Origin of the sequence: Streptomyces sp. NPDC059003, assembly GCF_042740445.1 — a bacterium.
In the GTDB taxonomy this organism is placed as follows: domain Bacteria; phylum Actinomycetota; class Actinomycetes; order Streptomycetales; family Streptomycetaceae; genus Streptomyces.
This window is the reverse complement of sequence record NZ_JBHYJH010000101.1, coordinates 11,017-34,558: the sequence shown is the minus strand read 5'-3', so window position 1 is coordinate 34,558 and position 23,542 is coordinate 11,017. Positions and strand designations below refer to the sequence as shown.

Genomic DNA, 23,542 nt, shown 5'->3' with positions numbered 1-23,542 from the left:
GCCCCTCCGGCGTTTGAGGAGCGGGGGTCCGGGGGCGGAGCCCCCGGCTCGGGACGGGGCGGGTTGGGGGAGATTCCCTCCTGCGGCGCGCTCACTGGCCCTCCCGCATCGGGACACGGACGCCCCGCTCCGAGGCCACCGCGTCAGCGGTCTCGTACCCGGCATCCACATGCCGGATGACCCCCATCCCGGGGTCGTTCGTGAGCACCCGGCGGATCTTCTCGCCGCCGAGCTTCGTGCCGTCGGCGACCGTGACCTGGCCCGCGTGGAGGGAGCGGCCCATGCCGACGCCGCCGCCGTGGTGGAGGGAGACCCAGGACGCGCCGGAGGCGACGTTCACCATGGCGTTCAGGAGCGGCCAGTCGGCGATCGCGTCGGAGCCGTCGCGCATGCCCTCCGTCTCGCGGTACGGGGACGCGACGGAGCCGCAGTCGAGGTGGTCGCGGCCGATGGCGAGGGGGGCCTGGAGCTCGCCGGAGGCCACCATGTCGTTGAAGCGCTCGCCGGCGCGGTCGCGCTCGCCGTAGCCGAGCCAGCAGATGCGGGCGGGGAGGCCCTGGAAGTGGACGCGCTCGCCGGCCATCTTGATCCAGCGGTGCAGGGACTCGTTCTCCGGGAAGAGGTCGAGGATCGCCTTGTCGGTCTTGTGGATGTCGGAGGCCTCGCCGGACAGGGCCGCCCAGCGGAAGGGGCCCTTGCCCTCGCAGAAGAGCGGACGGATGTAGGCGGGGACGAAGCCGGGGAACGCGAACGCCCGGTCGTAGCCCGCGAGCTGGGCCTCGCCGCGGATGGAGTTGCCGTAGTCGAAGACCTCGGCGCCCGCGTCCATGAAGCCGACCATGGCCTCGACGTGCCGGGCCATGGACTCGCGGGCGCGGGTGGTGAAGCCCGCCGGGTCCTTCTCGGCGAGCGTCTGCATGTCGTCGAAGTCGACGCCGACCGGGAGGTAGGCGAGGGGGTCGTGGGCGGACGTCTGGTCCGTCACGATGTCGACCGGCGCGCCCTCGGCGAGCATGCGCGGAAGCAGCTCCGCCGCGTTGCCGAGCAGGCCGATGGAGAGGGGGCGGCGGGCGTCGCGGGCCTCGACGGCGAGCTGGAGCGCGTGCTCCAGGGAGTCCGCCTTCACGTCCAGGTACCGGTGCTCGATGCGGCGCTCGATGGCGCGCGGGTCGACGTCGATACAGATCGCGACGCCGTCGTTCATGGTGACGGCGAGCGGCTGGGCGCCGCCCATGCCGCCGAGCCCGGCGGTGAGGGTGATCGTCCCCGCGAGCGTGCCGTTGAACTTCTTCGCGGCGACGGCGGCGAACGTCTCGTACGTGCCCTGGAGGATGCCCTGCGTGCCGATGTAGATCCAGGAGCCGGCGGTCATCTGGCCGTACATGGTGAGGCCGAGGGCCTCGAGGCGGCGGAACTCCTCCCAGTTCGCCCAGTCCCCGACCAGGTTGGAGTTGGCGATCAGGACGCGCGGAGCCCACTCGTGGGTCTGCATGACGCCGACGGGGCGGCCCGACTGGACGAGCATCGTCTCGTCCTGCTTCAGGGTCCGCAGGGTGCGCACCATGGCGTCGAAGGAGCGCCAGTCGCGGGCCGCCTTGCCGGTGCCGCCGTAGACGACGAGCTTGTCGGGGTGCTCGGCGACCTCCGGGTCGAGGTTGTTCTGGAGCATCCGCAGGGCGGCCTCCTGCTGCCATCCCAGGGCGCTCAGTTCGGTGCCGCGCGGGGCTCGTACGGGGCGGGGTCCTGACATGGCGGGTGCCTCCTCCTGTTGTGACCTTCTGTGACCTTGTTATTCACATCCTGGATCTGTGAATAGAGCTAGTCAATAGCGGCGTACGGCCAGCGGGCGCGGCGCCCGGGTGATTGCCTGGGTCCCATGAGCCTCGACGATCTCGACGACAGCACCCGGGGCACGGAAGCCCTCGACATCAGTGCCCGGGCCGCGGAAGCCCTCGCCGACAGCGCCCGGGGCGCGGAAGCCGCCGCCCGACGCGACCAAGCCGTCCGCGCCGCCGTCGACCAAGGGCTCGTCGGCCCGGACGCGCCGCTCGTCGGCCTCCTCGACGTCACCGGCATCCGCGCGTCCGCCGCCGCCCTGCGCGCCGCCTTCGACGCGGTGACCGCGCCCGGCACGCCCGTCCTGCACGCCTTCGCCGTGAAGGCGACGCCCCTGGTGCCGGTGGTGCGGCTGCTCCACGACGCGGGGATCGGCGCGGAGGTGGCGAGCCCCGGCGAGCTCGCCCTGGCCCGCGCGGCCGGGGTGCGGCCCGCGCGGACCGTCCTCGACTCGCCCGCCAAGACCCCCGCCGAACTCCGCGAGGCCCTCGCCCTCGGCATCGCCGTCAACGCCGACAACCCGCAGGAACTGGACCGCATCGACGCCCTCGTCCGCTCGGCCCCGACCGCCTCCCCCGTGGGCATCCGCGTGAACCCGCAGGTGGGCGGCGGCGCCATCAGCGCGCTCTCCACCGCGACCGCGACCTCCAAGTTCGGCGTGCCGCTGCGGGACGAGGGAGCGCGGGAGTGGGTCGTCCAGGCGTATCTGGACCGGCCGTGGCTGACCCGGCTGCACGCGCACTCCGGCTCGCAGGGCATGCCCCTCGACCTCCTGGTCCAGGGCGTCGCGGCGACGTACGAACTGGCCGAGGAGATCAACGAACGGGTGGGCCGCCGCCAGGTCGACACGATCGACATCGGCGGCGGCCTGCCCGTCAACTTCGGCTCGGACGAGGAGAGTCCGACGCACGCCGCGTACGCGCGCCTGCTGCACGCGCGCGTGCCGGGGCTGCTCGACGGGCGCTACGGCCTGGTCACCGAGTTCGGCCGCTCACTGCTCGCCAAGCACGGGGCGGTCCTCGCGCGGGTCGAGTACGTGAAGTCGGCGGGCGGCCGCACGGTCGCGCTGACGCACGCGGGCGTGCAGGTGGCGACCCGCACGGTGTACGCGCCGGAGTCCTGGCCGCTCAGGATCGCCGCCTACGACGCGAAGGGCAGGCCCAAGCAGGGGGCGTCCTTCGGCCAGGACGTCGCGGGCCCGGCGTGCTTCGCGGGCGACCTGCTGGCCGAGAACCACCCGCTGCCGCCGCTCGAAGCGGGCGACCACGTGGCGGCGCTCGACACCGGCGCGTACTACTTCGCGCAGCACTACTCGTACAACAGCCTGCCCCGGCCCGCGATCCACGGCTACGCCGCGGGCGCCGACGGCGAGGTGCGGTTCTCGCTCGTCCGGGCGGCGCAGACCGTCGACGAGATCGTGGCGGAGGCGGGCGGAGCGGAGCGGGACGCACTGCGCGCCCTCTGAACGAACCCGTACGCCCCTGACGAACGAGCCGATCTCACCCTCTGAGGTTGCTCAACTCCCGCATCGTCGGGGCCCGGTGCGGGCAGAAGATCCTTCTCGGTAGCTCGGCAGTCCTGTTCTCGGGGGAGGCTCCTGTGACGACGTCCGGAACGAGCAGCTCGACCGCATCCTCACCCGCCGAGGAACCCGGCCTGCGCCGCGTGCTCGGCCCCAAACTGCTCATCCTCTTCGTGATCGGCGACATCCTCGGCACCGGCATCTACGCCACCACCGGCAAGGTCGCGGGGAAGGTGGGCGGCGCGCTGTGGGTGCCGTTCCTGATCGGCTTCGTGGTGGCGATCCTGACGGCCGCGTCGTACGTGGAGCTGGTCGGCAAGTACCCGAAGGCGGCGGGCGCGGCCCTCTACACCCAAAAGGCCTTCAAGGTCCCCTTCCTGACCTTCATCATCGCGTTCATGGTGATGTGCTCGGGCCTGTCGTCGGCGAGCGCCGCGGCCCGCGCGTTCAGCGGTGACTACCTGGGCGAGCTGACCGACGACGCGCTGCCGCCGACGCTGATCGCGATCGTCTTCATCCTGGCCCTCGCCGCGCTGAACCTGCGCGGCGTGTCGGAGTCCGTGAAGACGAACGTCGTCCTGACCCTGGTCGAGCTGACCGGCCTCCTCATCATCCTCGGCATCGGCGCGTGGGCGGTCCTCACCGGCGACGGAGAACCGTCACGCCTCACCGAGTTCGAGACGGACGGCAGCGGCTACGCCCTGCTCACCGGCGTACTCGGCGCCACGGCCCTCGGCTTCTTCGCCTTCGTCGGCTTCGAGGACTCGGTGAACATGGCCGAGGAGACGAAGGACCCGCAGCGCACGTTCCCGCGGGCGATCTTCATCGGCGTGGCCGTGACCGGCACGATCTACGTCCTGGTGGCCCTGGTCTCCTCCCTCCTGGTGGACCACAGGACCCTGGAGGGCTCCAGCGGCCCGCTCCTCGAAGTCGTCAAGGCGGGCGGGGTCGACTTCCCCCACAAACTCTTCGCCGTGATCGCCCTGTTCGCGGTCACCAACTCCGCGCTCATCAACATCATGATGGCGTCCCGGCTCTGCTACGGCATGGCCAACGAACGCATCCTGCCGCGCGCGATGGGCCGCGTCCTGGCGCGCCGCCGCACGCCCATCGTGGGCATCGCCTTCGTGACCCTCCTCGCCGTCGGCCTCGTCTCCACCGGCGAGATCGAAGGCCTCGGCGACACCACGGCGTTCCTCCTCCTGTGCGTCTTCGCCGTGGTCAACGTCGCGGTCCTGGTCCTGCGCCGCGACCCCGTCGACCACGACCACTTCCGCACCCCCACGGCCCTGCCCGTCCTGGGCGCCATCACGGCCCTCATCCTCGCCAGCCCGCTGGCGGACCGCCCCGCAGACGTCTACATCCGCGCGGGCGTACTGGTAGCGATCGGCATCGCGCTGTGGGCGGTGAACAGGTTGGTGCTGCGCATGCGGGAAGAGGCATAGCGCCCGGGCGGGCTGATGTCAGCCCGCCCGGCGTCTGAGGGCGAGGCACGAAGCGCCGATAAGGGGGAAAGGGGCAAAGCCCCATCCGTACGCGGGGGCTGGGGCCGCGGCCACAGGAAAGGGCGGGCGGGCGGGAGGAGTTACTCGACGAACAGCCCCCGCTCCGCCGCCCCCACATCGAACTCCTCAAGCCGCGCCTGCGCCTCAGGCACCGCATCACACATGGCCTCGAGAAGGGCCCGCCCCAGCAGCATGGGGGCGCAAGCGGTGTCGAAGGCCAGCCCCGTCCCCACCGCGGCAGGCAGCAGCAGATCGGAGTGCGCCGCGACAGGAGCGAACGCCGAGTCCGCCACCGTCACGACGGTGAGCCCCACCCCCCGCGCATACGCCAGCGCGTCCACGACCTCCCGAGGATGCCGCGGCAGCGCGAAGCACAGCAGCACGCTCGCCCCGGCCCGCACCGCCGCGTCGACCCGGTCGGTCAGCATGGAGCCGCCCTCGTCGAGCAGCCGCACATCGGGGTGGACCTTGGCGGCGAAGTAGGAGAACCCGTAGGCCTGCGACGCGGCGGCGCGCAGGCCGAGGACGGGCAGGGGCCGCGAGGAGGCGAGCAGCCGTCCGGCGCGCTCGACCGGCTCGGGGTCGGCGAGCACGTCGGCGAGGTGCCGCAGGTTCTCGATCTCGGCCTGGACGGCCTGCTGGTACTCGTTGAGCTCGGCGTCTTCCGGCGCCTCGGCCGGCGCGACGTCCCGCAGGTGCCGCCGCAGCGCCGGATACCCGTCGAAGCCGAGCGCGACGGCGAAGCGGGTGACGGACGGCTGGCTGACGCCCGCGAGCTCGGCGAGCTCGACGCTCGACAGGAAGGGCGCGTCGGCGGCGCGCCGCACCATGCAGTGGGCGATGCGCCGCTGGGTCGGCGTGAGCCGGTGCCCCTCGAAGAGCACCTGAAGCCGCGCCGCCGGACTGTCACTCATGCGGGACTCCTCATGCGGAACTCCTCATGCCGTACCCCTACCCCTCCCCCAGGTCCGTCGCCTCGTACTTCTTACCGGACCATTGACAAAGTATTCAGCCACCAAGAACTCTGCATGACCATATACAGCCGGGCAAGGCGAGGACCCGATCACCATGACAGAGTCACCGAAGCCCCTCGTGGAACGCCGCTCGATCGACGTCGTCCCCGACGACGAGCGGCACGGCACCGCCTTCAGCCAGTTCACGCTCTGGCTCGGGGCGAACCTCCAGATCACGGCGGTCGTCACGGGCGCGCTCGCCGTGGTGTTCGGCGGCGACGTGGTGTGGTCGATCGCCGGGCTCGTCCTCGGCAACGTACTGGGCGGCGCGGTGATGGCGCTGCACTCCGCGCAGGGCCCGAAGCTGGGCCTGCCGCAGATGATCCAGTCCCGGGCGCAGTTCGGGGTGCGCGGCGCCGTCGTACCCCTGCTGCTCGTCATGCCGAGCTGACGCACACGGACGACACCACCGGCATCGTCCTGTTCGCCGCGGTCACCGGGGTGACGGCGGCGATCGGCTACCGCGTGATCCACGCCCTCGGCCGGGTGGCGAGCGTGGTCTGCGCGCTCGCGTTCGTCTGCCTCGGCATCCGCCTCCTGGACCGCGTGGACCTCTCCGACCTCCTCTCCGACGCGCACTTCGACCTGCCGATGTTCCTGCTCGCGGTGTCGCTCTCGGCGTCGTGGCAGCTGGCGTTCGGCCCGTACGTCGCGGACTACTCGCGCTATCTGCCGCGTACGACGTCGGGGCGCGCCACGTTCTGGTGGACGCTGTCCGGGTCGGCGCTCGGGGCGCAGTGGTCGATGACGTTCGGGGTGCTCGTGGCGGCGAGCGCGGGCGGCGCGTTCATGGGCAACCAGGTCGAGTACGTCGTGGAGCTCGGCGGCACCGGCCTGGTGGCGTCCTGCCTCTACTTCGTGATCGCGCTGGGCAAGCTGACCATCAACGTCCTCAACACCTACGGCGGGTTCATGTCGATGGTGACGAGCATCGGCGGCTTCCGCCCCCAGAAGGCGCTGTCGCCGCGCGGCCGGGCGGCGTACATCGCGCTGATCATGGTGGCGGGCACGGTGGTCGCGCTGCTCGGCAAGGACAGCTTCCTGACGTCGTTCAAGGACTTCCTGCTGTTCCTGCTGACCTTCTTCACGCCGTGGTCGGCGATCAACCTGGTCGACTACTACCTGATCTCCAAGGAGCGGTACGACATCCCGGCCCTGTTCGACCCGCGGGGCCGGTACGGCGCCTGGCGCTGGGACGCGCTGGCCGTGTACGGCATCGGGCTCCTCGCCCAACTCCCGTTCCTGGCCACGCACTTCTACACCGGGCCGCTCGTGGATCCGCTCGGCGGTGCGGACATCTCCTGGATCGTGGGGCTCGCGGTCCCGGCGCTGCTGTACTGGCTCGTGGCGCGGCGCAATGCGATACCGGCGCAGGCGGCGACCGCGCCGGTTCAAGAACCCGTATCGGACACGTCATGAACTGACGCCGATTCAGCAAAGGTATGGCCAAGGCTTAACGGTGCGACATGGCCGCATTCCTACCGTGAACCGCCCATGTCCGCACAGCCCTGAGGACACACCGTGCCCGCCAGCTCCCGCCGCCCGCTGCCCTCGAACCGCCGCACCTTCCTGACGGCGACCGCCGCCACCGTGCTCGCGTCCACGACCGGCGTCGCCTCCGCCGCGTCCACCGCCCCGGGGAAGCCGAGGTCCGCCCGGCCCCGCCCCACGACCGCCGACGACGCCCTCGACAGACTCATGGAGGGCAACCGGCGCTGGGCGAAGGTCCGCTCCCGCCACCCGCACGAGGACCTGGCGCGGCGCCACGAGGTCGCCGACGACCAGGACCCGTTCGCGATCATCCTGAGCTGCGTCGACTCCCGCGTGCCGCCCGAGCTTGTCTTCGACCAGGGGCTCGGCGACCTCCTGGTCGCGCGCACCGCCGGCGAGGTCCTCGACGAGGCGGTCCTCGGCTCCCTCCAGTACGGCGTCACCGAGCTCGAAATACCGCTGATCGTCGTCCTCGGGCACGAGCGGTGCGGGGCCGTCGGGGCGACCATCAAGCAGCTGCGCACCGGCGAGCCCGCGCCCGGCCATCTGTCCCGGCTCGTCGAGTCCATCGGCCCCGCCGCCTGGTCCTGCCGGAACAAGCCCGGCGACTGGGTCGAGCACACCGTCGCCGCGCACGCCCGCCGGATGCGGGACACCCTGCGGGCCGACCCCGCCTTCCGGCCCGCCACCGTTCTCGCCGGGCGCTTCGACCTCGACTCGGGCCTGATGCGCGTCCTGTCCTGAGGCGTGGCCCAGGACGGAATGGGGGGCTACCCCCACTGTCAGGGGTGCGGCCACTGCGTACCGTAGGAGGTATGGAAGCCCCACGTGACGCCGAACTCAAGAAAGAACTCGACGCCGCCCTGCACGCGCGCAAGGACCTCGGCGAAGAGTACGAGTCCGCGCTTGTCGACTCGTTCCTCGAAAAGGTCGAGCAGCGCCTCGACACCACGATCGACCGCCGGATGCGGCGTCACCTCGCCGAGCAGCAGATGATCGTCGCCCGGGGCTCGCGGAACCCGGGCGGCGGGGTCGACTCGTGGGGCGAGCGGTTCGGCTTCGGCATCGTGTCGCTGATCCTCGCGATTCCGCTGTCGGCCATCGGGGCGGCGAACGCGGGGCTCTCGGGGCTGTTCGTCACGTGGTTCGGCATCGTCGGCGTCAACGCCGTTCACTCCGCGCGAGGCACGGGTCTCCTCTCCCTGGTCCGGGGCCGCCCCCACAAGCCGGACTGGGAGGACTGACGTCCCCCGCCCACCCGCCCCCGGGAGGGGGCGGGTGGGGTAATAGCCCGCCCGGCGTTTGAGGGCGAGGCGCGGAGCGCCGATGAGGGGGGAGAGGGGCGCAGCCCCAGCCGAGCGGCGGGGCACAAGGCGCCCACGCCAGGGAACGGCGCGGGGACCGCCGCACCCCCGGGCCGGACCCGGAGGGCGGGACGACGGCGATCCCCGCGAGGGACACGCGCCGGTCCAGGCCAAGCGCAGCGTCCGGGCGCCGATGGAGGTCCGGGAGCCGCTCCGGAAGTCCTGACGCCGACACCCCCTACGGTGCCGCACCCGTGTTAAGCGGGTGCTGCGCGCACATGTCGCCTCCGTACCGTTTCCGCGAAGTCCCGCACCCGGCCCGGGGGTTACCCGCTCAGCTGCCCTGCTGCTCCGCGAGGAACGCGAGCAGGTCCTGCCGGCTCACGACCCCCGTCGGCTTGCCCTCGACGAGGACGATCGCGGCGTCGGCGGAGCCGAGCACCGACATCAGGTCGGCGACGGGCTCGCCGGAGCCGACCTGCGGCAGCGGGTCGGACATGTGCTTCTCCAGCGGATCGTGCAGCGAGGCCCGCTGGGTGAACAGCGCGTCGAGCAGCTCCCGCTCCACGACGGAGCCGATGACCTCGGCCGCCATCACGTCGGGGTGCCCGGCGCCCGGCTTGACGATCGGCATCTGCGAGACGCCGTACTCGCGCAGGACCTCGATGGCCTCGCCGACGGTCTCCTCGGGGTGCATGTGGACGAGCGAGGGCAGCTCGCCGCCCTCCTTGCGGCTCAGCACGTCGCCGACGCGCGGCTGGTCGCCGGCCTCCTCCAGGAAGCCGTAGTCGTTCATCCACTCGTCGCTGAAGATCTTGCTCATGTAGCCGCGGCCGCTGTCGGGCAGCAGGACGACCACGACGTCGTCCGGGCCGAGCCCCTCCGCGACCCGCAGGGCCGCGACGACCGCCATGCCGCAGGAGCCGCCGACGAGCAGCCCCTCCTCCTTGGCGAGGCGCCGGGTCATCTGGAAGGAGTCCTTGTCGGACACGGCGACGATGTCGTCGGTGACGTTCCGGTCGTACGCGGTCGGCCAGAAGTCCTCACCGACGCCCTCGACGAGGTACGGCCGCCCGGAGCCCCCGGAGTACACGGACCCCTCCGGGTCGGCGCCGACGACCTTGACCTTGCCGCCGGAGACCTCCTTCAGGTACCCGCCGGTGCCGGAGATCGTGCCGCCGGTGCCGATGCCCGCCACGAAGTGGGTGATCTTCCCCTCCGTCTGCTCCCACAGCTCGGGGCCGGTGGAGTGGTAGTGGGAGAGGGGGTTGTTGGGGTTGGAGTACTGGTCCGGCTTCCACGCGTCCGGGATCTCGCGTACGAGGCGGTCGGAGACGTTGTAGTACGAGTCCGGGTGCTCGGGGTCGACGGCGGTCGGGCAGACGACCACCTCGGCGCCGTACGCGCGCAGCACATTGATCTTGTCGGTGCTGACCTTGTCCGGGCACACGAAGACGCACTTGTAGCCCTTCTGCTGGGCCACGATGGCAAGGCCGACGCCGGTGTTGCCGCTGGTCGGCTCCACGATCGTGCCGCCGGGGCGCAGCTCGCCGCTCGCCTCGGCGGCCTCGATCATGCGCAGCGCGATGCGGTCCTTCACGGAGCCGCCGGGGTTGAAGTACTCGACCTTCGCGAGGACCGTCGCCTGCAGGCCCGCGGTCACGCTGTTGAGGCGTACCAGCGGGGTGTTGCCGACGAGGCTGATCATCGAGTCGTGGAAATGCACCGTTGTCTCCGTTTTCCGGGGTGTCCGGCCTGCGATGTCGTACGGACCCGTGGGGGCCGCACAAGATGTTCCGTATTCGGTAGGCGTCAGCCTAAGGCTCCATCTGTCCCCTTCACCTCCCCCGGCGATTGGCCGACCGCCTCGACGGGGCAATGACTGGATGTACGGGACGGACAACGGGGTGAACGGCTCCACACGACTTGACTGAGGTGACAGCGGGGCATGTCGAGGGCGAGGGTGGCGCGGCGCATCGCCGCGGGAGCGGCGTACGGAGGCGGAGGCATCGGGCTGCTCGGCGCGGCCACGGTCGGGGTGGTCCTCGCCGAGGTGCAGCTGGCGAAGCGGTCGGTCGGCAACGGCGGGCACGGCGCGCCGCCGCGGGCGGACGGGCGGTACGGGGCCGCGTTCGCGGGGATCGGGCGGATCGGGGGGATCGGGGCCGAGCCGCTGCGGTTCGCGATGCTGGGGGACTCCACGGCCGCCGGGCTCGGCGTGCACCGGTCGCGGCAGACGCCCGCCGCGCTCCTCGCCTCCGGGCTCGCGGCGGTCGCCGAGCGTCCGGTGGACCTGCGGGTGGTGGCGAAGGCCGGGGCGCAGTCCGACGATCTCGACCGGCAGGTGACGCTGGTCCTGTCGGACGAGACGGGCTGGCGGCCCGACGTGTGCGTCCTCATGATCGGCGCCAATGACGTCACCCACCGGATGCCGCCGACGCGGTCGGTGCGGCTGCTCTCCGCGGCCGTGCGCAGGCTGCGCACCGCCGGTGCGGAGGTCGTCGTCGGGACGTGTCCCGACCTCGGCACCATCGAGCCCGTCTACCAGCCGCTGCGGTGGCTCGCCCGGCGCGTGTCGCGGCAGCTCGCCGCCGCGCAGACGATCGGGGTCGTCGAGCAGGGCGGGCGGACCGTGTCGCTCGGTGATCTGCTCGGCCCCGAGTTCGCGGCGAACCCGCGGGAGCTGTTCGGGCCCGACAACTACCACCCCTCCGCGGAGGGGTACGCCACCGCCGCCATGGCCGTCCTGCCCACGCTGTGCGCGGCGCTCGGGCTGTGGCCCGAGGAGGAGCGGCCCGATGTCTCGCGCCGCGAAGGGTTCCTGCCGGTGGCTCGGGCCGCGGCGCGGGCCGCCTCCGAGGGCGGTACGGAGGTCGCCGGGGCGATGCCGGCCGGCCCTCGCGGGCCGTGGGCCCTCCTCAAGCGCCGGCGCCGGCGCCGGATCCAGACACCGGATCCGACGCCGATCCCCTGACCGGGGGGCAGCGGCGTATGCGGCGGCGCATGGGGTGGGCGGGCGGGGAAATTCCCGCCGCGGAGCGGCGGGGCGGAGGCGCGTCCGACCCGATGCGGTCGGTAGGCGGTGCGCCGCGATCGTGGGCGGGTGCGGGCCGGTGGGGGGTTTCCGCCGCTACCGCGGCGGTTTGTTTCCCACCCGCCCGCCCGTTTCCACCCTCCCAGGAGGTGGACGCCCCTCGTGGGGGTTCCCCGCCGTCGGCGGGTGCGGCTGGGACGGTTGGTCCTGGGTGGGCGGGCGGGGAGTCGCCGCCGCGGTAGCGGCGGGACCTGTGCACACGGACCGCCCAGCCCCCCGCAGGGTGAGCGCCCGCTTAGAAATGCGGTCCGTGTCACAGGGGCTGGGCGGTGACCCAGGGCATTACGTGCGGGTAACTTCCCTATGAGTCCCGCCCCTTGCCCCGGAGGGGCGCCCGCACACCCTGGCCCCCTGGAGTCACCGATGCCCGAAGCCGTGATCGTCTCCGCTGCCCGCTCCCCGATCGGCCGCGCCTTCAAGGGCTCCCTGAAGGAGCTGCGGCCGGACGACCTGACCGCCACGATCATCGAGGCCGCCCTGGCCAAGGTCCCCGCGCTCGACCCGAAGGACATCGACGACCTGATGCTGGGCTGCGGCCTGCCGGGCGGCGAGCAGGGTCACAACCTGGGCCGGATCGTCGCCGTACAGATGGGCATGGACCACCTGCCGGGCTGCACGATCACCCGCTACTGCTCCTCGTCCCTCCAGACCTCCCGCATGGCCCTGCACGCCATCAAGGCGGGCGAGGGCGACGTCTTCATCTCGGCGGGCGTCGAGATGGTGTCGCGGTCCGTGAAGGGCACGAGCGACGGCCTGCCGGACACCCACAACCCGCTGTTCGCCGACGCGGAGGCCCGCACCGCGGCCCGCGCCGAGCAGACCGGCACCGACTGGCACGACCCGCGCGAGGACGGCGTGGTCCCGGACGCGTACATCGCGATGGGCCAGACCGCCGAGAACCTCGCCCGGCTCAAGGGCATCACCCGCCAGGACATGGACGAGTTCGGCGTCCGCTCGCAGAACCTCGCCGAGGAAGCCCTCAAGAACGGCTTCTGGGAGCGCGAGATCACCCCGGTGACGCTGCCGGACGGCACCGTCGTGGCCAAGGACGACGGGCCGCGCGCGAGCGTCACGATGGAGGGCGTCGCGGGCCTGAAGCCGGTGTTCCGGCCCGACGGCCTGGTCACCGCGGGCAACTGCTGCCCGCTCAACGACGGCGCCGCCGCGCTCGTCATCATGAGCGACACCAAGGCCCGCGAGCTCGGCCTGACCCCGCTCGCCCGGATCGTCTCCACGGGCGTCTCGGCGCTCTCCCCCGAGATCATGGGGTACGGGCCCGTCGAGGCCAGCAAGCAGGCGCTGACGCGGGCCGGTCTGACCATCGACGACATCGACCTGGTCGAGATCAACGAGGCCTTCGCCGCCCAGGTCATCCCCTCCTACCGGGACCTGGGCATCCCCCTCGACAAGCTGAACGTCAACGGCGGCGCCATCGCCGTCGGCCACCCCTTCGGCATGACCGGCGCCCGCATCACCGGCACGCTGATCAACAGCCTCCAGTTCCACGACAAGCAGTTCGGCCTCGAAACCATGTGCGTCGGCGGCGGCCAGGGCATGGCCATGGTCATCGAGCGCCTCAGCTGAGCCGAGCGCCCGCCCGCCGGGGGGCGCCGCCCGTCGCATCTGTCGGGAAACGGCGGCACCTCCCACCCCTCCACACATTCGTGACCCAATCTCCCCCAGGATGTGACCAATCTCCTGGGGGAGGAACATTTGCCCAGGTCAGCACGGTTCCTTGGATAAACGCCGGGCCGAAAGTCCTGTCCAATTCGTGACGTAATGCACTGACAGCAGGATGGTGCAGGCTTCAAGCTGATGTAGGAAGTCGGGGGTCGACTTGAAACCGGGAGTACGTCAGTGAGCGCCATGCATCTTGCCTTGCTGCTCTCCACGGCCGCTGCCACGGCCGTGGGAGCCGCGTCCCTGCGCACCGTGCGGGGCCTGCGGCAGCAGATCACCGACCTGCGTACCGAGCTCGCCGAGAGCCACGCCACGGCGGGCCGCGCCACCGTGCCCGCGGCCCGCACCACGGTGGACACCGACGAGATACGCGCCGCGGTCGCCGACGCCCTCGCCGAGGAGCGCGAGCGTGAGCTGGCCGAGGCGCGCGCCTTCTGGGCCGCGCAGGAGGCGCGGGACATCGCGGACGCCCCCTCGCTCCTGAGCGGGCTGCCCGAGAGCATCACGGACGAGCTGTTCCTGCCGCGCCAGGCCGATCTGGTGGGTCTGGAATCGGACAGTCTCGAGCCGGTCGTGGAGCCGTTCGCCGACCCGGCCGCGGAGGAGTCCGCGGGCGAGTCCGCGGAGCTGGCCGCGGCCCGCCGCCGTCATCCCTCGCACCCCGACTTCGTGCCCGTGCAGTCTCCCGTGCACGGCGACCACGAGCGGACGGTGGCCTGCCTGGAGGAGCTCGCGGACGCGCGCACGGCGCTCGCCGACGTCCGCCCCGGGCCGCTCGGCACGCTCGACGTGTACGTGTTCACGGACGGTACGACGCTGTGCATGACCCCCGGGCACCGCGAGACCGCGGAGCTGCTCGCCGCCGCCCTGCGGGACGGCGAGGCGCCGGTCCTGCTCGGCGGCTCGGGCGTCTCGGGCGCGTACGCCCTCACGTTCGCCTGCGGCACGGAGAACGTCTACATCCTCGCGGACCGGGTAATCGCCTCCGTCTGACCTCCGGTCCCGCACCCGCCGACGGCGACTGGCCCCACGAGAGGCGTCCACCCCCGTCCGACTGGAAACGGGCGGGCGGGTGGGAAAAACCCGCCGCGCGCAGCGCGGCGGCATCCCCACCGGCCCGCACCCGGGCCCGATGCGCCTCCGGCCCGCCGCTTCGCGGCGGGATCTACCCCGCCCGCCCACCCCATGCGCAGCCGGACGGCCGGAGGGGGGCCTCAGACGCCGGCTCGGGTCAGGGCCTCCTGGACGAGGCGTACGGCCTCCGTCAGCTCCGCCTCGTCCCGCAGCACCACCGCCAAGTCCCGCCCGGCAACGGTGATCTGGTCCGCGGCGGCGAACATCCCGGCGTCCGGCATCCGCCGCGGCTCGGCGTGCGGCGCCTCCCGGAGCTGGGCGCGCACCGCCAACTCCCGCGCGAGTTCCAGCGCTTCCGCGGCCGCGCCACGCTGCAGCCGGGACTGGGGCGCGGCCCGCAGCCGGTCGGCGAAGTGGTCAACGGCGATGATCAGTGGCGTCGTATCGAGCACGGAGCGACCCTACGCGGCGAGCCGGGACTGTTGCCAATAGCCGAACGCTCAGGCACGGTGGCGTGAAGGACGGACCACATCGAACGCGTCCGGAGGCGCCGATGTCCCAAGTCTTCTCCGAGGAGACCCACCGGAATCTGCTCGCTCGCATCCCCCATTGCACAGGCCGTGAAGTCTCCGACTGGCTCCGAACCGTCGACGAGGGCCCTTCTCTCTTCCGCTTCGAAGAGAAGGTCAGCTGGCTCCGCGGCGAGCACAACCTCGCTTATGGCCACGCCAAGGCGATCATCCACGAGTACGACCTCAGGCGCGCCGCGCGCAAACTGGGCTGACCGACCCCGAATCCGTACGATCCCCCGATCCTCCGATCCCCCGAATCGACACGACGAAGGGCCCGCGGAATCGCTTCCGCGGGCCCTTCGGCCGTTCGTCAGTCGGTCACGCCGCAGGGTCAGTCGTTGCCCTGCAGGATCGCGATCAGGCGCAGGAACTCCATGTAGATCCACACCAGCGTCATCGTGAGGCCGAAGGCGGCGAGCCAGGCCTCCTCGCGCGGGGCGCCGTACGCGATGCCGTCCTCGACCTGCTTGAAGTCCAGGGCCAGGAAGCACGCGCCGAGCAGGATGCCGATGATGCCGAACATGATGCCGAGGCCGCCGCTGCGGAAGCCGAGGCCGTCACCGCCGCCGAAGGCCGCGAACAGCAGGTTCACGCCCATCAGCAGGACGAAGCCGAGGGCGGCCGCCATCACGAAGCCGTAGAAGCGGCGGTTGACGCGGATCCAGCCCGCCTTGTACGCGACGAGGACGCCGAGGAACACGGCCATCGTGCCGAGCACGGCCTGCATGGCCGCGCCGCTCGCGATGCGGTTGTCGACGACGCTGGAGACGACGCCGAGGAAGACGCCCTCCAGGGCGGCGTACGCCAGGATCAGCGGCGGCGACGCCTTGCGCTTGAAGGCCTGCACGAAGCCGAGCACCATCGCGACGAGACCGGCGCCGATCGCGATGCCGTACGACTTGCTGATGTTGGCGTCGTCCACGGGGAGCAGCGCCCAGGCGAGCGCGGCCGTCACGACGAGGACACCGAGCGTGGTCGCCGTGCGCATGACGACGTCGTCCATCGTCATGCGGCCGGTGGTGGCCGGGGCCTGGGGCGGGGCGCCCTGGAGGCCCTGCTGGGCGTACGGATTGTTGGCGTACGGGTTGGTGGGGGCCTGCTGGCCCGCGCCCGCGTACGGATTGGCCTGCGTCCCGACGGCGGTGGGTCCCCCGGCCTGCGGCTGCGCGTTGAAGCCCGCATAGCCGTTGTCGCGGCTGAACCCCCGTCGCGAGAAGACCGGGTTACTGCTCCTCATTTCACTCCTCCATGGCCACCGTGCGTGGCTTTGGGTTCAAGGGTAATGCGTAGGCAAAAGGATGCGCCTAGTGCTTGGGGAGGATCTTTCCCGCCAAGTGGCGGGGAATCCTCGGTCCGGGCTTTCGCCCTCGGCTTTCACCGTGCCTTACCTGCCCGGGGAACGTCCGGGACCGAGCCCTCTGTTCCCGCGCCGCCGCGGTTGGTCCGACGGGGTGGCGGGGCCCGTCACGGTACGCCGTCGAGGGGGGCTCCCGTATAGGCGTCGGCGAGATCGGCGCGGGCCGCCCGGCAGGTGGCGATCCGGTCGAGCCGGGCCAGCTGGAGGCGGTCGTCGAAGGGCGTGGCGCCGGGGTGGCGGTGCAGCAGGGTCGTCATGGCGTACGCGAAGCGCTCGGCCTGCCAGACCCGGCGGAGGCGGGTCGCGGAGTAGGCGTCGAGGGGCGCGGGGTCGCCCTTGTGCGCGTGCGCGACCAGGGCGCGGGCGAGCGTGACGACGTCGGCGACGGCGAGGTTGAGGCCCTTGGCGCCGGTGGGCGGCACGATGTGCGCGGCGTCCCCGGCGAGGAAGAGGCGGCCGTGCCGCATGGGTTCGTGGACGAAGGAGCGCATCGGGGTGACGGACTTGGCGGTGACCGGGCCGCGGGTGAGGCGCCAGTCGTCGGCGGTCTCCAGGCGGCGCTCCAGCTCGGCCCAGACCTCCTCGTCGCTCCAGGAGGCGGGGTCTGTGTCCTCGGGGACCTGGAGGTAGAGCCGGGAGACGGTGGGGGACCGCATGCTGAGGAGCGCGAAGCCGCGGTCGTGGCGGGCGTAGACGAGTTCGTCGTGGGACGGCGGGGCGTCGGCGAGGATGCCGAGCCAGGCGAAGGGGTACGCGCGCTCGAAGGTGCGGGCGACGCCGGGCGGCACCGCGGCGCGGGCCACGCCCCGGTAGCCGTCGCACCCGGCGACGTACGCGCACTCCAGGACGTCCTCGCGTCCCGCGTGCCGGAAGCGCACGCGGGGCCGGTCCGTCTCCGCGCCCTCCACGGCGAGCGCCTCGGCCTCGAAGAGCAGCGGCCCGCCGTCGCGTAACTGGAGGGCGATGAGGTCCTTGCACACCTCGGTCTGCGCGTACACGGTGACGGCGCGGCCGCCGGTGAGGGAGGGGAAGTCGACGCGGTGCCTGCGGCGGTCGAAGCGCAGCTCGATGCCGTCGTGCCGCAGCCCCTCCCGGTCCATCCGGTCCCCGGCCCCGACGGCCCGCAGCACGTCGGCGGTGGCCTGCTCCAGGATCCCGGCCCGCTGACGCCGCTCTACGTAGACACGGTCCCGACGCTCCAGGACGACGGCCCCGACGCCCGCCCGGTGCAACAGCCGAGCAAGAAGAAGCCCGGCAGGCCCGGCCCCAATGATCGCAACGGTGGTCCGCATCACGGGAGTCTCCGGCGGGGGGTGGGGCGTGTCAACGGGGTGTCCGGGGGTGGGGTGGGGTGCCGGTGGTGCGTCCTGGGGGCGCAGCGGCTGTCGGTGGTGCGTCCTGGGGGCGCAGCGGCTATCGGTGGTGCGTCCCCGGGAAGGCGGGCTGTCAGTGGTGCGTCCCGGGAGGGCGGGGCGGCTGCCGGTGGTGCGTCCCCCTGGAAGGCGGGCCGCCAGCGGTGCGTCCCGGGAGGGCGGGGCGGGTGTCGGCGGTGCATCCGGGGGCGGCGGGTGCCGACGGTGTGTCCGGCGGGGGCCGCGGGCGTCGCCCGTTGTGCCTGGGGGGCCGCAGGCGTCACCGGTGCCCCCGGGCTCGGCAGGCATCGCTGGTGTGGCCCGGGACCCGGCAGGGGTTACCGGTGCATCCCGAGCACCCGGCAGGCGTCGGCACGCCCGCGAAACCCGACGGGCGTCACCCGCGCGCCCGGCAGGCACCGCCAGCGCGTCCCACGAAACCCGCGAAACCCGACGCGAGGCGCCGATGCGCCCTCCGGAGCCCGGCAGACCCACCGCCGCGTCCAGCACGGCCCCACCGGCGACGGCGGCGCGTCCGCGCGAACCGACAGGCGTCACCGACGCGCCCGGCGGGCCACACCAGCGCCTCCGGCGGCTGGCGGGAGTGTGTCCAGCGCGGCCCGCGGGCGGCAGCGCAGCGCGTCCAGCACGGTCCGGCCGGCACCAACCGTGCCGCCGGTGGGTGGCAGGCGCGTATCCGGCAGGGTCCTGCGACTGTCGACGGCGCGTCCGGCGCGGGGCGGCGGGCGACGGCGGGACGTCCACGCGGGGCGGCGGGTGGCCGTGAGGGGCCGCTCGCCGTCACGGGGGTTTTCGTGCGCGGGTGGCGTGCCACCGGCAGCCCCCTTTCGCGCCCCGGCAGCCCCTCGCTCGTGGCGCGGTTGTCAGTGGGCGCTGCCATGCTGGGAGGAGCCCAGGAACTCAGTCGAGCGCCTGTCCCGGGCGCGTGGATCGAAGGGCAGGACCATGCTTTCCACCGCATATGCCCCCGGCACCCCGAACTGGCTGGATCTCGGTGCTCCCGACACCGACGCCACGGCCGCCTTCTACGCGGCCGTGTTCGGCTGGGAGTACCAGTCAGCGGGCCCGGAGTCCGGCGGGTACGGCTTCTTCCTCCTGGACGGCAAGACGGTCGCAGGCATCGGCCCGCTGACCGAGGAGGGCGCCTCCTCCGCATGGACGGTGTACTTCCACACGCCGGACGCGGACGCCACCGCCAAGGCCGTCGAGCAGGCGGGCGGCGCGGTCCGCGTACCGCCCGGCGACGTGTTCAGCTACGGACGGATGGCCCAGTTCACCGACCCCACGGGCGCGGACTTCGCCGTCTGGCAGCCGGGCGAGACCCAGGGCCTGGAAGAGGTCGCGGTCCCGGGCTCGCTGACCTGGGTGGAGCTGTACACGACGGACGCCGCCGCGGCGAAGGCTTTCTACGGCTCGGTCTTCTCCTGGGAGACCACCGACAACGTGATGAGCCCGGAGCTGACGTACACGGTCCTGACCTCGGCAGGCGCCGGGGAGGAGGCCTCGCACGGCGGCCTGATGCAGCTGCCCCAGGAGAATCTGGACGCGGGCTCCACCCCGGAGTGGCACCCCTACTTCGAGGTGGCCGACTGCGACGCGACCGTGGCCAGGGCCACGGAGGCCGGGGCCACGGTGATCATCCCGCCGTCCGACGGCGAGGGCATCGGGCGCTTCGCGATGGTGCTCGACCCGGCGGGCGCGCCGTTCGCCGTGATCAAGAGCGCCACCAGGGAAGGGAGTTGACAGTACGTCACACGAGTAAGTCGTGACGGAGGTGCCCGGAACCGGACTTGAACCGGTACGCCCGCGAAGGGCAGCGAGGTTTAAGCTCGCCGTGTCTGCATTCCACCATCCGGGCAGGCCGTGGGCTCCGCATCAAGGCTTCGACCCTATCGGGAGGCGTCCCCCGAACAGCGGAACGACAGCCCGACGTTGTCTTATTTTATTGACGCCTGAGGGTGCATCAGCACGTGGTACGCGCCGGTGGTACTTGCCGGAGGCGTGTCGGGCCGAAGCCCTTGGCGGGGCTGGAAATGACGGAATTTAGCTGTCCCTCCGAGGCGCCGGGTAAGCGGTCTCTGCGCCCGCGCGCCCGCCCGTTGCTCCCCTCGCAACGGGGGTCCGATCCGGCGGGCCCCTCAGGGACGCCCGTCATCCCCAGGTATGACATGACCCGACCGAGTCCGACCGCAGTCGCCCCTCGGAACCGGAACAGCGGCTGACTCTTCGGCCCTCCCCGGCCAGGACGATGGAGTACGTCCCCTTCACTCGTCGTCCCGACAGGAGCACCGTCCCGTGACCACCACCACTTCGTACGCCGCCCGCGCCACCCAGGTGGCCGCGCGCGCCACGGACCTGTCCAAGGTGTACGGCCAGGGCGAGACCCAGGTGGTCGCCCTCGACCGCGTCTCCGTCGACTTCGGGCAGGGCCAGTTCACCGCGATCATGGGCCCGTCGGGCTCCGGCAAGTCCACGCTGATGCACTGCGTGGCCGGCCTGGACAGCTTCAGCTCCGGTTCGGTGCGCATCGGCGAGACCGAACTGTCGACGCTCAAGGACAAGCAGCTCACCAAGCTCCGCCGGGACAAGATCGGCTTCATCTTCCAGGCGTTCAACCTGCTGCCGACGCTGACCGCCCTGGAGAACATCACGCTCCCCATGGACATCGCGGGCCGCAAGCCGGACAAGCAGTGGCTGGAGCAGGTCATCTCCATGGTGGGCCTGGCCGGGCGCCTCTCCCACCGGCCCACCGAGCTCTCCGGCGGCCAGCAGCAGCGCGTGGCGGTGGCCCGCGCCCTCGCCTCGCAGCCGGAGATCATCTTCGGTGACGAGCCGACCGGGAACCTGGACTCGCGGTCCGGGGCCGAGGTTCTCGGCTTCCTCCGCAACTCTGTGCGCGAGCTCGGCCAGACCGTGGTGATGGTCACGCACGACCCCGTTGCCGCGTCGTACGCGGACCGTGTGATCTTCCTGGCCGACGGGCGGGTCGTCGACGAGATGCTCCAGCCCAGCGCCGATCGGGTGCTCGACCGGATGAAGCACTTCGACGCCAAGGGTCGGACCAGCTAGTCCTCCATCCGGCAGTTCCATCTCTGCGGGTCGGCTGTGGCTGGTCGCGCAGTTCCCCGCGCCCCTTCGGGGCGCCCCCACGCCACCTCTGACCCCGCCTTCACCAGGACTTCACACCCATGTTCCGTACCGCTCTGCGCAATGTGCTCGCGCACAAGGCCAGGCTGTTGATGACCGTGCTCGCCGTCATGCTCGGCGTCGCGTTCGTCTCCGGCACGCTGGTCTTCACCGACACCTTCGGCTCCGCCTACAAGAACAAGTCGGCGAAGAGCTTCGACCACGTCTCCGTCGCCATCCGGCCCGACGGCGGTTCCGACGACGGGGACGGCAAGCAGCCGCCCCGGCTCACCGACGCCCTCCTGAACAAGGCCAAGAAGCTGCCCGGCGCCGACTCCGCGATCGGCACGTACTCCGGCTTCACCGCGCTCGCCGACAAGGACGGCAAGCTCGTCGGCGGCGACTGGGGCACCACCGGCGCCAACTACTACCCGGGCAAGGACGGCAAGGACCCGCGCTACGACTTCACCAAGGGCGCCGCCCCGAAGTCCGCGGCCGACATCGCCCTGGACAGCCGCACCGCCGACCGCACCGGCTACCAGGTGGGCGACACCGTCCGCTACTCCACCGACGGCCCCGTGCGGACCGCGAAGGTCAGCGGCATCTTCGACACCGACGACGGCAGCGTCGTCGCGGGCGGCAGCCTCGTCGTCTTCGACAACGACACCGCGCGCAAGGTGCTCGACCGGGACGAGTACGACGAGATCGACGTGAAGGCCGCCGCGGGCACCTCCGAGACCGCCCTGAAGGCGTCCGTCGACAAGATCCTGCCGAAGGACACCGACGCCGACACCGGCGCCGCGCTCAAGGCCGACCAGGACCGGATGATCGAGCAGAACACCAGCGCCATGAGCCAGGTGCTGCTGATCTTCGCCGGGATCGCGCTGTTCGTCGGCATCTTCATCATCGCCAACACCTTCACGATGCTGGTCGCCCAGCGCACCAAGGAGCTGGCCCTGATGCGCGCCGTCGGCGCGTCCCGCCGCCAGGTCACGCGCTCGGTGCTCATCGAGGCGTTCATCGTCGGCCTGGTCGCCGCCGTCGCCGGCTTCGCGCTCGGCATCGGCGTGGCCGTGGGCCTGGAGTCCCTGATGAACGCGGGCGGCGCCTCGCTGCCCGACGGACCGCTGAAGATCGGCCCGACGACCATCCTCACCGCCCTGCTCATCGGCGTCGTCGTGACGATGCTGGCCGCCTGGCTGCCCGGCCGCCGCGCCGCGAAGATCCCGCCGGTGGCCGCCATGAACAGCGTCCACGCGACGCCCACGACGCGCGGTCTCGTCGTACGCAACACGATCGGCTCGCTGATCGTCGCGCTCGGCGTGGTCATGCTCTTCATGGAGGACAACTACGTGATGGCGGGCGGCGCCGGGGTCGTCCTCGTCGGCGTCATCGTCCTCACGCCGCTGCTCTCCCGCCCGTTCATCGCCGCCTCCGCGCCGCTGCTGCGGCCGCTCGGCGTCACCGGCAAGCTGGCCCGCCTCAACTCGGTCCGCAACCCGCGCCGCACGGCCTCCACGGCCTCGGCCCTGATGATCGGCCTGACCCTCATCACGGCGATGACGGTCGTCGCGACCTCCATGAGCAGCGCCATCAACAAGATGGCCGCCGACTCCCTGAAGGCCGACTACACCGTCTCGATGGCCAACTACCAGCCGCTGACCCCCAAGGTCCGCACCGACCTGGCCAAGCTGCCGGACGTCGAGGCGTCCAGCCCGCTGCGCAACGCCTTCGGCGAGGCCGACGGGACGTCGACCCGCATCACCGGCATCGACCCGAAGTCCTTCGACAAGCTGGTCTCCCTCGACTACACCAGCGGCTCCGCCGCCGAGCTCAAGGGCAACTCCACGCTCATCGACGACAAGACCGCCGACGAGAAGGGCCTCAAGGCGGGCGACACCGTCCCGGTGAAGTTCGACGACGACAAGACGGTCCAGCTCAGGATCGCGGGCGTCTACGAGGCGAACGAGATGCTCGACGGCCTGTTCATGCCGACGTCCGTCGTCGACCCGCACCTCGACAAGATCGCCGACAAGCAGGTCCTCCTGAAGATGAAGGGCGGCGCGAGCGACAAGGCGGAGGACGCCATCGTCAAGGCGCTCGGCGACAACCCCGCCATCAAGATCCAGGACAAGGACGACATCAGCAACGAGATCGGCGGCGCCATCAACATGATGCTGAACATGTTGTACGGGCTGCTCGCCATGGCGATCCTCGTCGCGGTCCTCGGCGTCATCAACACCCTGGCGATGTCCGTCTTCGAGCGGAAGCACGAGATCGGCATGCTCCGCGCGATCGGCCTCGACCGCGCGAAGGTCAAGCAGATGGTGCGCCTGGAGTCGGTCGTCATCTCCCTGTTCGGCGCGGTGCTCGGCGTCGGCCTCGGCCTCTTCCTCGGCTGGGTCGCGGGCGACAGCATCTCCGGAACGGTGAAGACGTACACGATGGAGATCCCCGCCGGGCGGATCCTGATCTTCCTGGTGATCGCGGCGGTGGTCGGCGTCCTCGCGGCCGTGTGGCCCGCGCGGAGCGCTGCGCGGCTCAACCCGCTGCAGGCGATCAAGTCGGACTGACGGCAGGTACGCGGAGGGGCCC

At 71.8% G+C, this 23,542-nt stretch carries 17 protein-coding genes, 1 tRNA gene and 1 pseudogene; 12 read left to right on the top strand and 7 right to left on the bottom strand.

What is annotated here, in order from left to right:
• Window positions 1–91 precede the first annotated feature (91 nt).
• Window positions 92–1,750 (bottom strand): urocanate hydratase, encoded by a 1,659-nt coding sequence (gene hutU / locus ACFWZ5_RS29540; protein WP_384804824.1) that lies wholly within the window; start codon window positions 1,748–1,750, stop codon window positions 92–94.
• 126 nt (window positions 1,751–1,876) lie between these two features.
• Between hutU and ACFWZ5_RS29535 the strand changes: the two genes are divergently transcribed.
• On the top strand, window positions 1,877–3,301 hold the full coding sequence (locus ACFWZ5_RS29535) for a diaminopimelate decarboxylase (RefSeq protein ID WP_384804822.1): 1,425 nt from the start codon (window positions 1,877–1,879) through the stop codon (window positions 3,299–3,301).
• Window positions 3,302–3,435: 134 nt separating this feature from the next.
• A complete protein-coding gene (locus ACFWZ5_RS29530) occupies window positions 3,436–4,803 on the top strand; it encodes an APC family permease (protein ID WP_384804820.1) in 1,368 nt (455 codons plus the stop codon).
• 140 nt (window positions 4,804–4,943) lie between these two features.
• Here ACFWZ5_RS29530 and ACFWZ5_RS29525 read toward each other — a convergent pair whose 3' ends face one another.
• The gene (locus tag ACFWZ5_RS29525; RefSeq protein ID WP_384804818.1) at window positions 4,944–5,777 is read right to left on the bottom strand and encodes a MurR/RpiR family transcriptional regulator; all 834 of its coding nucleotides are present in this window, start codon (window positions 5,775–5,777) and stop codon (window positions 4,944–4,946) included.
• A gap of 154 nt (window positions 5,778–5,931) precedes the next feature.
• Between ACFWZ5_RS29525 and ACFWZ5_RS29520 the strand changes: the two are divergent.
• The 3 genes and pseudogenes from ACFWZ5_RS29520 (at window position 5,932) to ACFWZ5_RS29510 (ending at window position 8,611) form a co-directional block, all read left to right on the top strand.
• Window positions 5,932–7,295, top strand: a pseudogene (locus ACFWZ5_RS29520) (purine-cytosine permease family protein).
• Window positions 7,296–7,397: 102 nt separating this feature from the next.
• Complete coding sequence (locus ACFWZ5_RS29515) at window positions 7,398–8,111, top strand: carbonic anhydrase (RefSeq protein ID WP_384804816.1); 714 nt, start codon at window positions 7,398–7,400, stop codon at window positions 8,109–8,111.
• A 71-nt stretch (window positions 8,112–8,182) separates the two neighbouring features.
• Window positions 8,183–8,611: a hypothetical protein gene (locus ACFWZ5_RS29510; RefSeq protein ID WP_384804814.1), complete on the top strand. Its 429-nt coding sequence runs from the start codon at window positions 8,183–8,185 to the stop codon at window positions 8,609–8,611.
• Window positions 8,612–9,005: 394 nt separating this feature from the next.
• Here ACFWZ5_RS29510 and ACFWZ5_RS29505 read toward each other — a convergent pair whose 3' ends face one another.
• Complete coding sequence (locus ACFWZ5_RS29505) at window positions 9,006–10,397, bottom strand: cystathionine beta-synthase (protein WP_384806652.1); 1,392 nt, start codon at window positions 10,395–10,397, stop codon at window positions 9,006–9,008.
• A 237-nt stretch (window positions 10,398–10,634) separates the two neighbouring features.
• Between ACFWZ5_RS29505 and ACFWZ5_RS29500 the strand changes: the two genes are divergently transcribed.
• The 3 genes from ACFWZ5_RS29500 to ACFWZ5_RS29490 all read left to right on the top strand — a co-directional run bounded on the left by ACFWZ5_RS29500 (window position 10,635) and on the right by ACFWZ5_RS29490 (window position 14,438).
• Window positions 10,635–11,645: an SGNH/GDSL hydrolase family protein gene (locus tag ACFWZ5_RS29500; RefSeq protein ID WP_384806654.1), complete on the top strand. Its 1,011-nt coding sequence runs from the start codon at window positions 10,635–10,637 to the stop codon at window positions 11,643–11,645.
• A gap of 483 nt (window positions 11,646–12,128) precedes the next feature.
• Complete coding sequence (locus tag ACFWZ5_RS29495; protein ID WP_384806732.1) at window positions 12,129–13,349, top strand: acetyl-CoA C-acetyltransferase; 1,221 nt, start codon at window positions 12,129–12,131, stop codon at window positions 13,347–13,349.
• A gap of 282 nt (window positions 13,350–13,631) precedes the next feature.
• On the top strand, window positions 13,632–14,438 hold the full coding sequence (locus ACFWZ5_RS29490; RefSeq protein WP_384806730.1) for a hypothetical protein: 807 nt from the start codon (window positions 13,632–13,634) through the stop codon (window positions 14,436–14,438).
• Between the two features lie 221 nt (window positions 14,439–14,659).
• Here the strand turns inward: ACFWZ5_RS29490 and ACFWZ5_RS29485 are convergent, their stop codons facing one another.
• Window positions 14,660–14,971, bottom strand: coding sequence for a hypothetical protein (locus tag ACFWZ5_RS29485; RefSeq protein ID WP_384788791.1), 312 nt, complete (start codon window positions 14,969–14,971; stop codon window positions 14,660–14,662).
• 101 nt (window positions 14,972–15,072) lie between these two features.
• Between ACFWZ5_RS29485 and ACFWZ5_RS29480 the strand changes: the two genes are divergently transcribed.
• Window positions 15,073–15,303: a DUF4287 domain-containing protein gene (locus tag ACFWZ5_RS29480; RefSeq protein ID WP_030672559.1), complete on the top strand. Its 231-nt coding sequence runs from the start codon at window positions 15,073–15,075 to the stop codon at window positions 15,301–15,303.
• A gap of 119 nt (window positions 15,304–15,422) precedes the next feature.
• Here ACFWZ5_RS29480 and ACFWZ5_RS29475 read toward each other — a convergent pair whose 3' ends face one another.
• Both ACFWZ5_RS29475 and ACFWZ5_RS29470 read right to left on the bottom strand, forming a co-directional pair.
• Window positions 15,423–16,328: a Bax inhibitor-1/YccA family protein gene (locus ACFWZ5_RS29475; RefSeq protein ID WP_384788787.1), complete on the bottom strand. Its 906-nt coding sequence runs from the start codon at window positions 16,326–16,328 to the stop codon at window positions 15,423–15,425.
• A 227-nt stretch (window positions 16,329–16,555) separates the two neighbouring features.
• Window positions 16,556–17,740, bottom strand: coding sequence for a 4-hydroxybenzoate 3-monooxygenase (locus ACFWZ5_RS29470; protein WP_384788784.1), 1,185 nt, complete (start codon window positions 17,738–17,740; stop codon window positions 16,556–16,558).
• A gap of 1,026 nt (window positions 17,741–18,766) precedes the next feature.
• On the opposite strand from ACFWZ5_RS29470, the gene ACFWZ5_RS29465 reads away from it, so the two are divergent.
• Entirely contained in the window at window positions 18,767–19,564 is a 798-nt protein-coding gene (locus ACFWZ5_RS29465) for a VOC family protein (RefSeq protein WP_384788781.1), read from the top strand.
• Window positions 19,565–19,596: 32 nt separating this feature from the next.
• Here the strand turns inward: ACFWZ5_RS29465 and ACFWZ5_RS29460 are convergent.
• Window positions 19,597–19,679: transfer RNA gene (locus ACFWZ5_RS29460), tRNA-Leu, on the bottom strand.
• Window positions 19,680–20,116: 437 nt separating this feature from the next.
• On the opposite strand from ACFWZ5_RS29460, the gene ACFWZ5_RS29455 reads away from it, so the two are divergent.
• Together ACFWZ5_RS29455 and ACFWZ5_RS29450 are read left to right on the top strand one after the other, a co-directional pair.
• Window positions 20,117–20,890: an ABC transporter ATP-binding protein gene (locus ACFWZ5_RS29455; RefSeq protein ID WP_384788464.1), complete on the top strand. Its 774-nt coding sequence runs from the start codon at window positions 20,117–20,119 to the stop codon at window positions 20,888–20,890.
• A gap of 119 nt (window positions 20,891–21,009) precedes the next feature.
• Window positions 21,010–23,520 carry an ABC transporter permease gene (locus tag ACFWZ5_RS29450; protein ID WP_384788461.1) on the top strand — a complete coding sequence of 837 codons (2,511 nt, stop codon included), beginning with the start codon at window positions 21,010–21,012 and terminating at the stop codon, window positions 23,518–23,520.
• Window positions 23,521–23,542 lie beyond the last annotated feature (22 nt).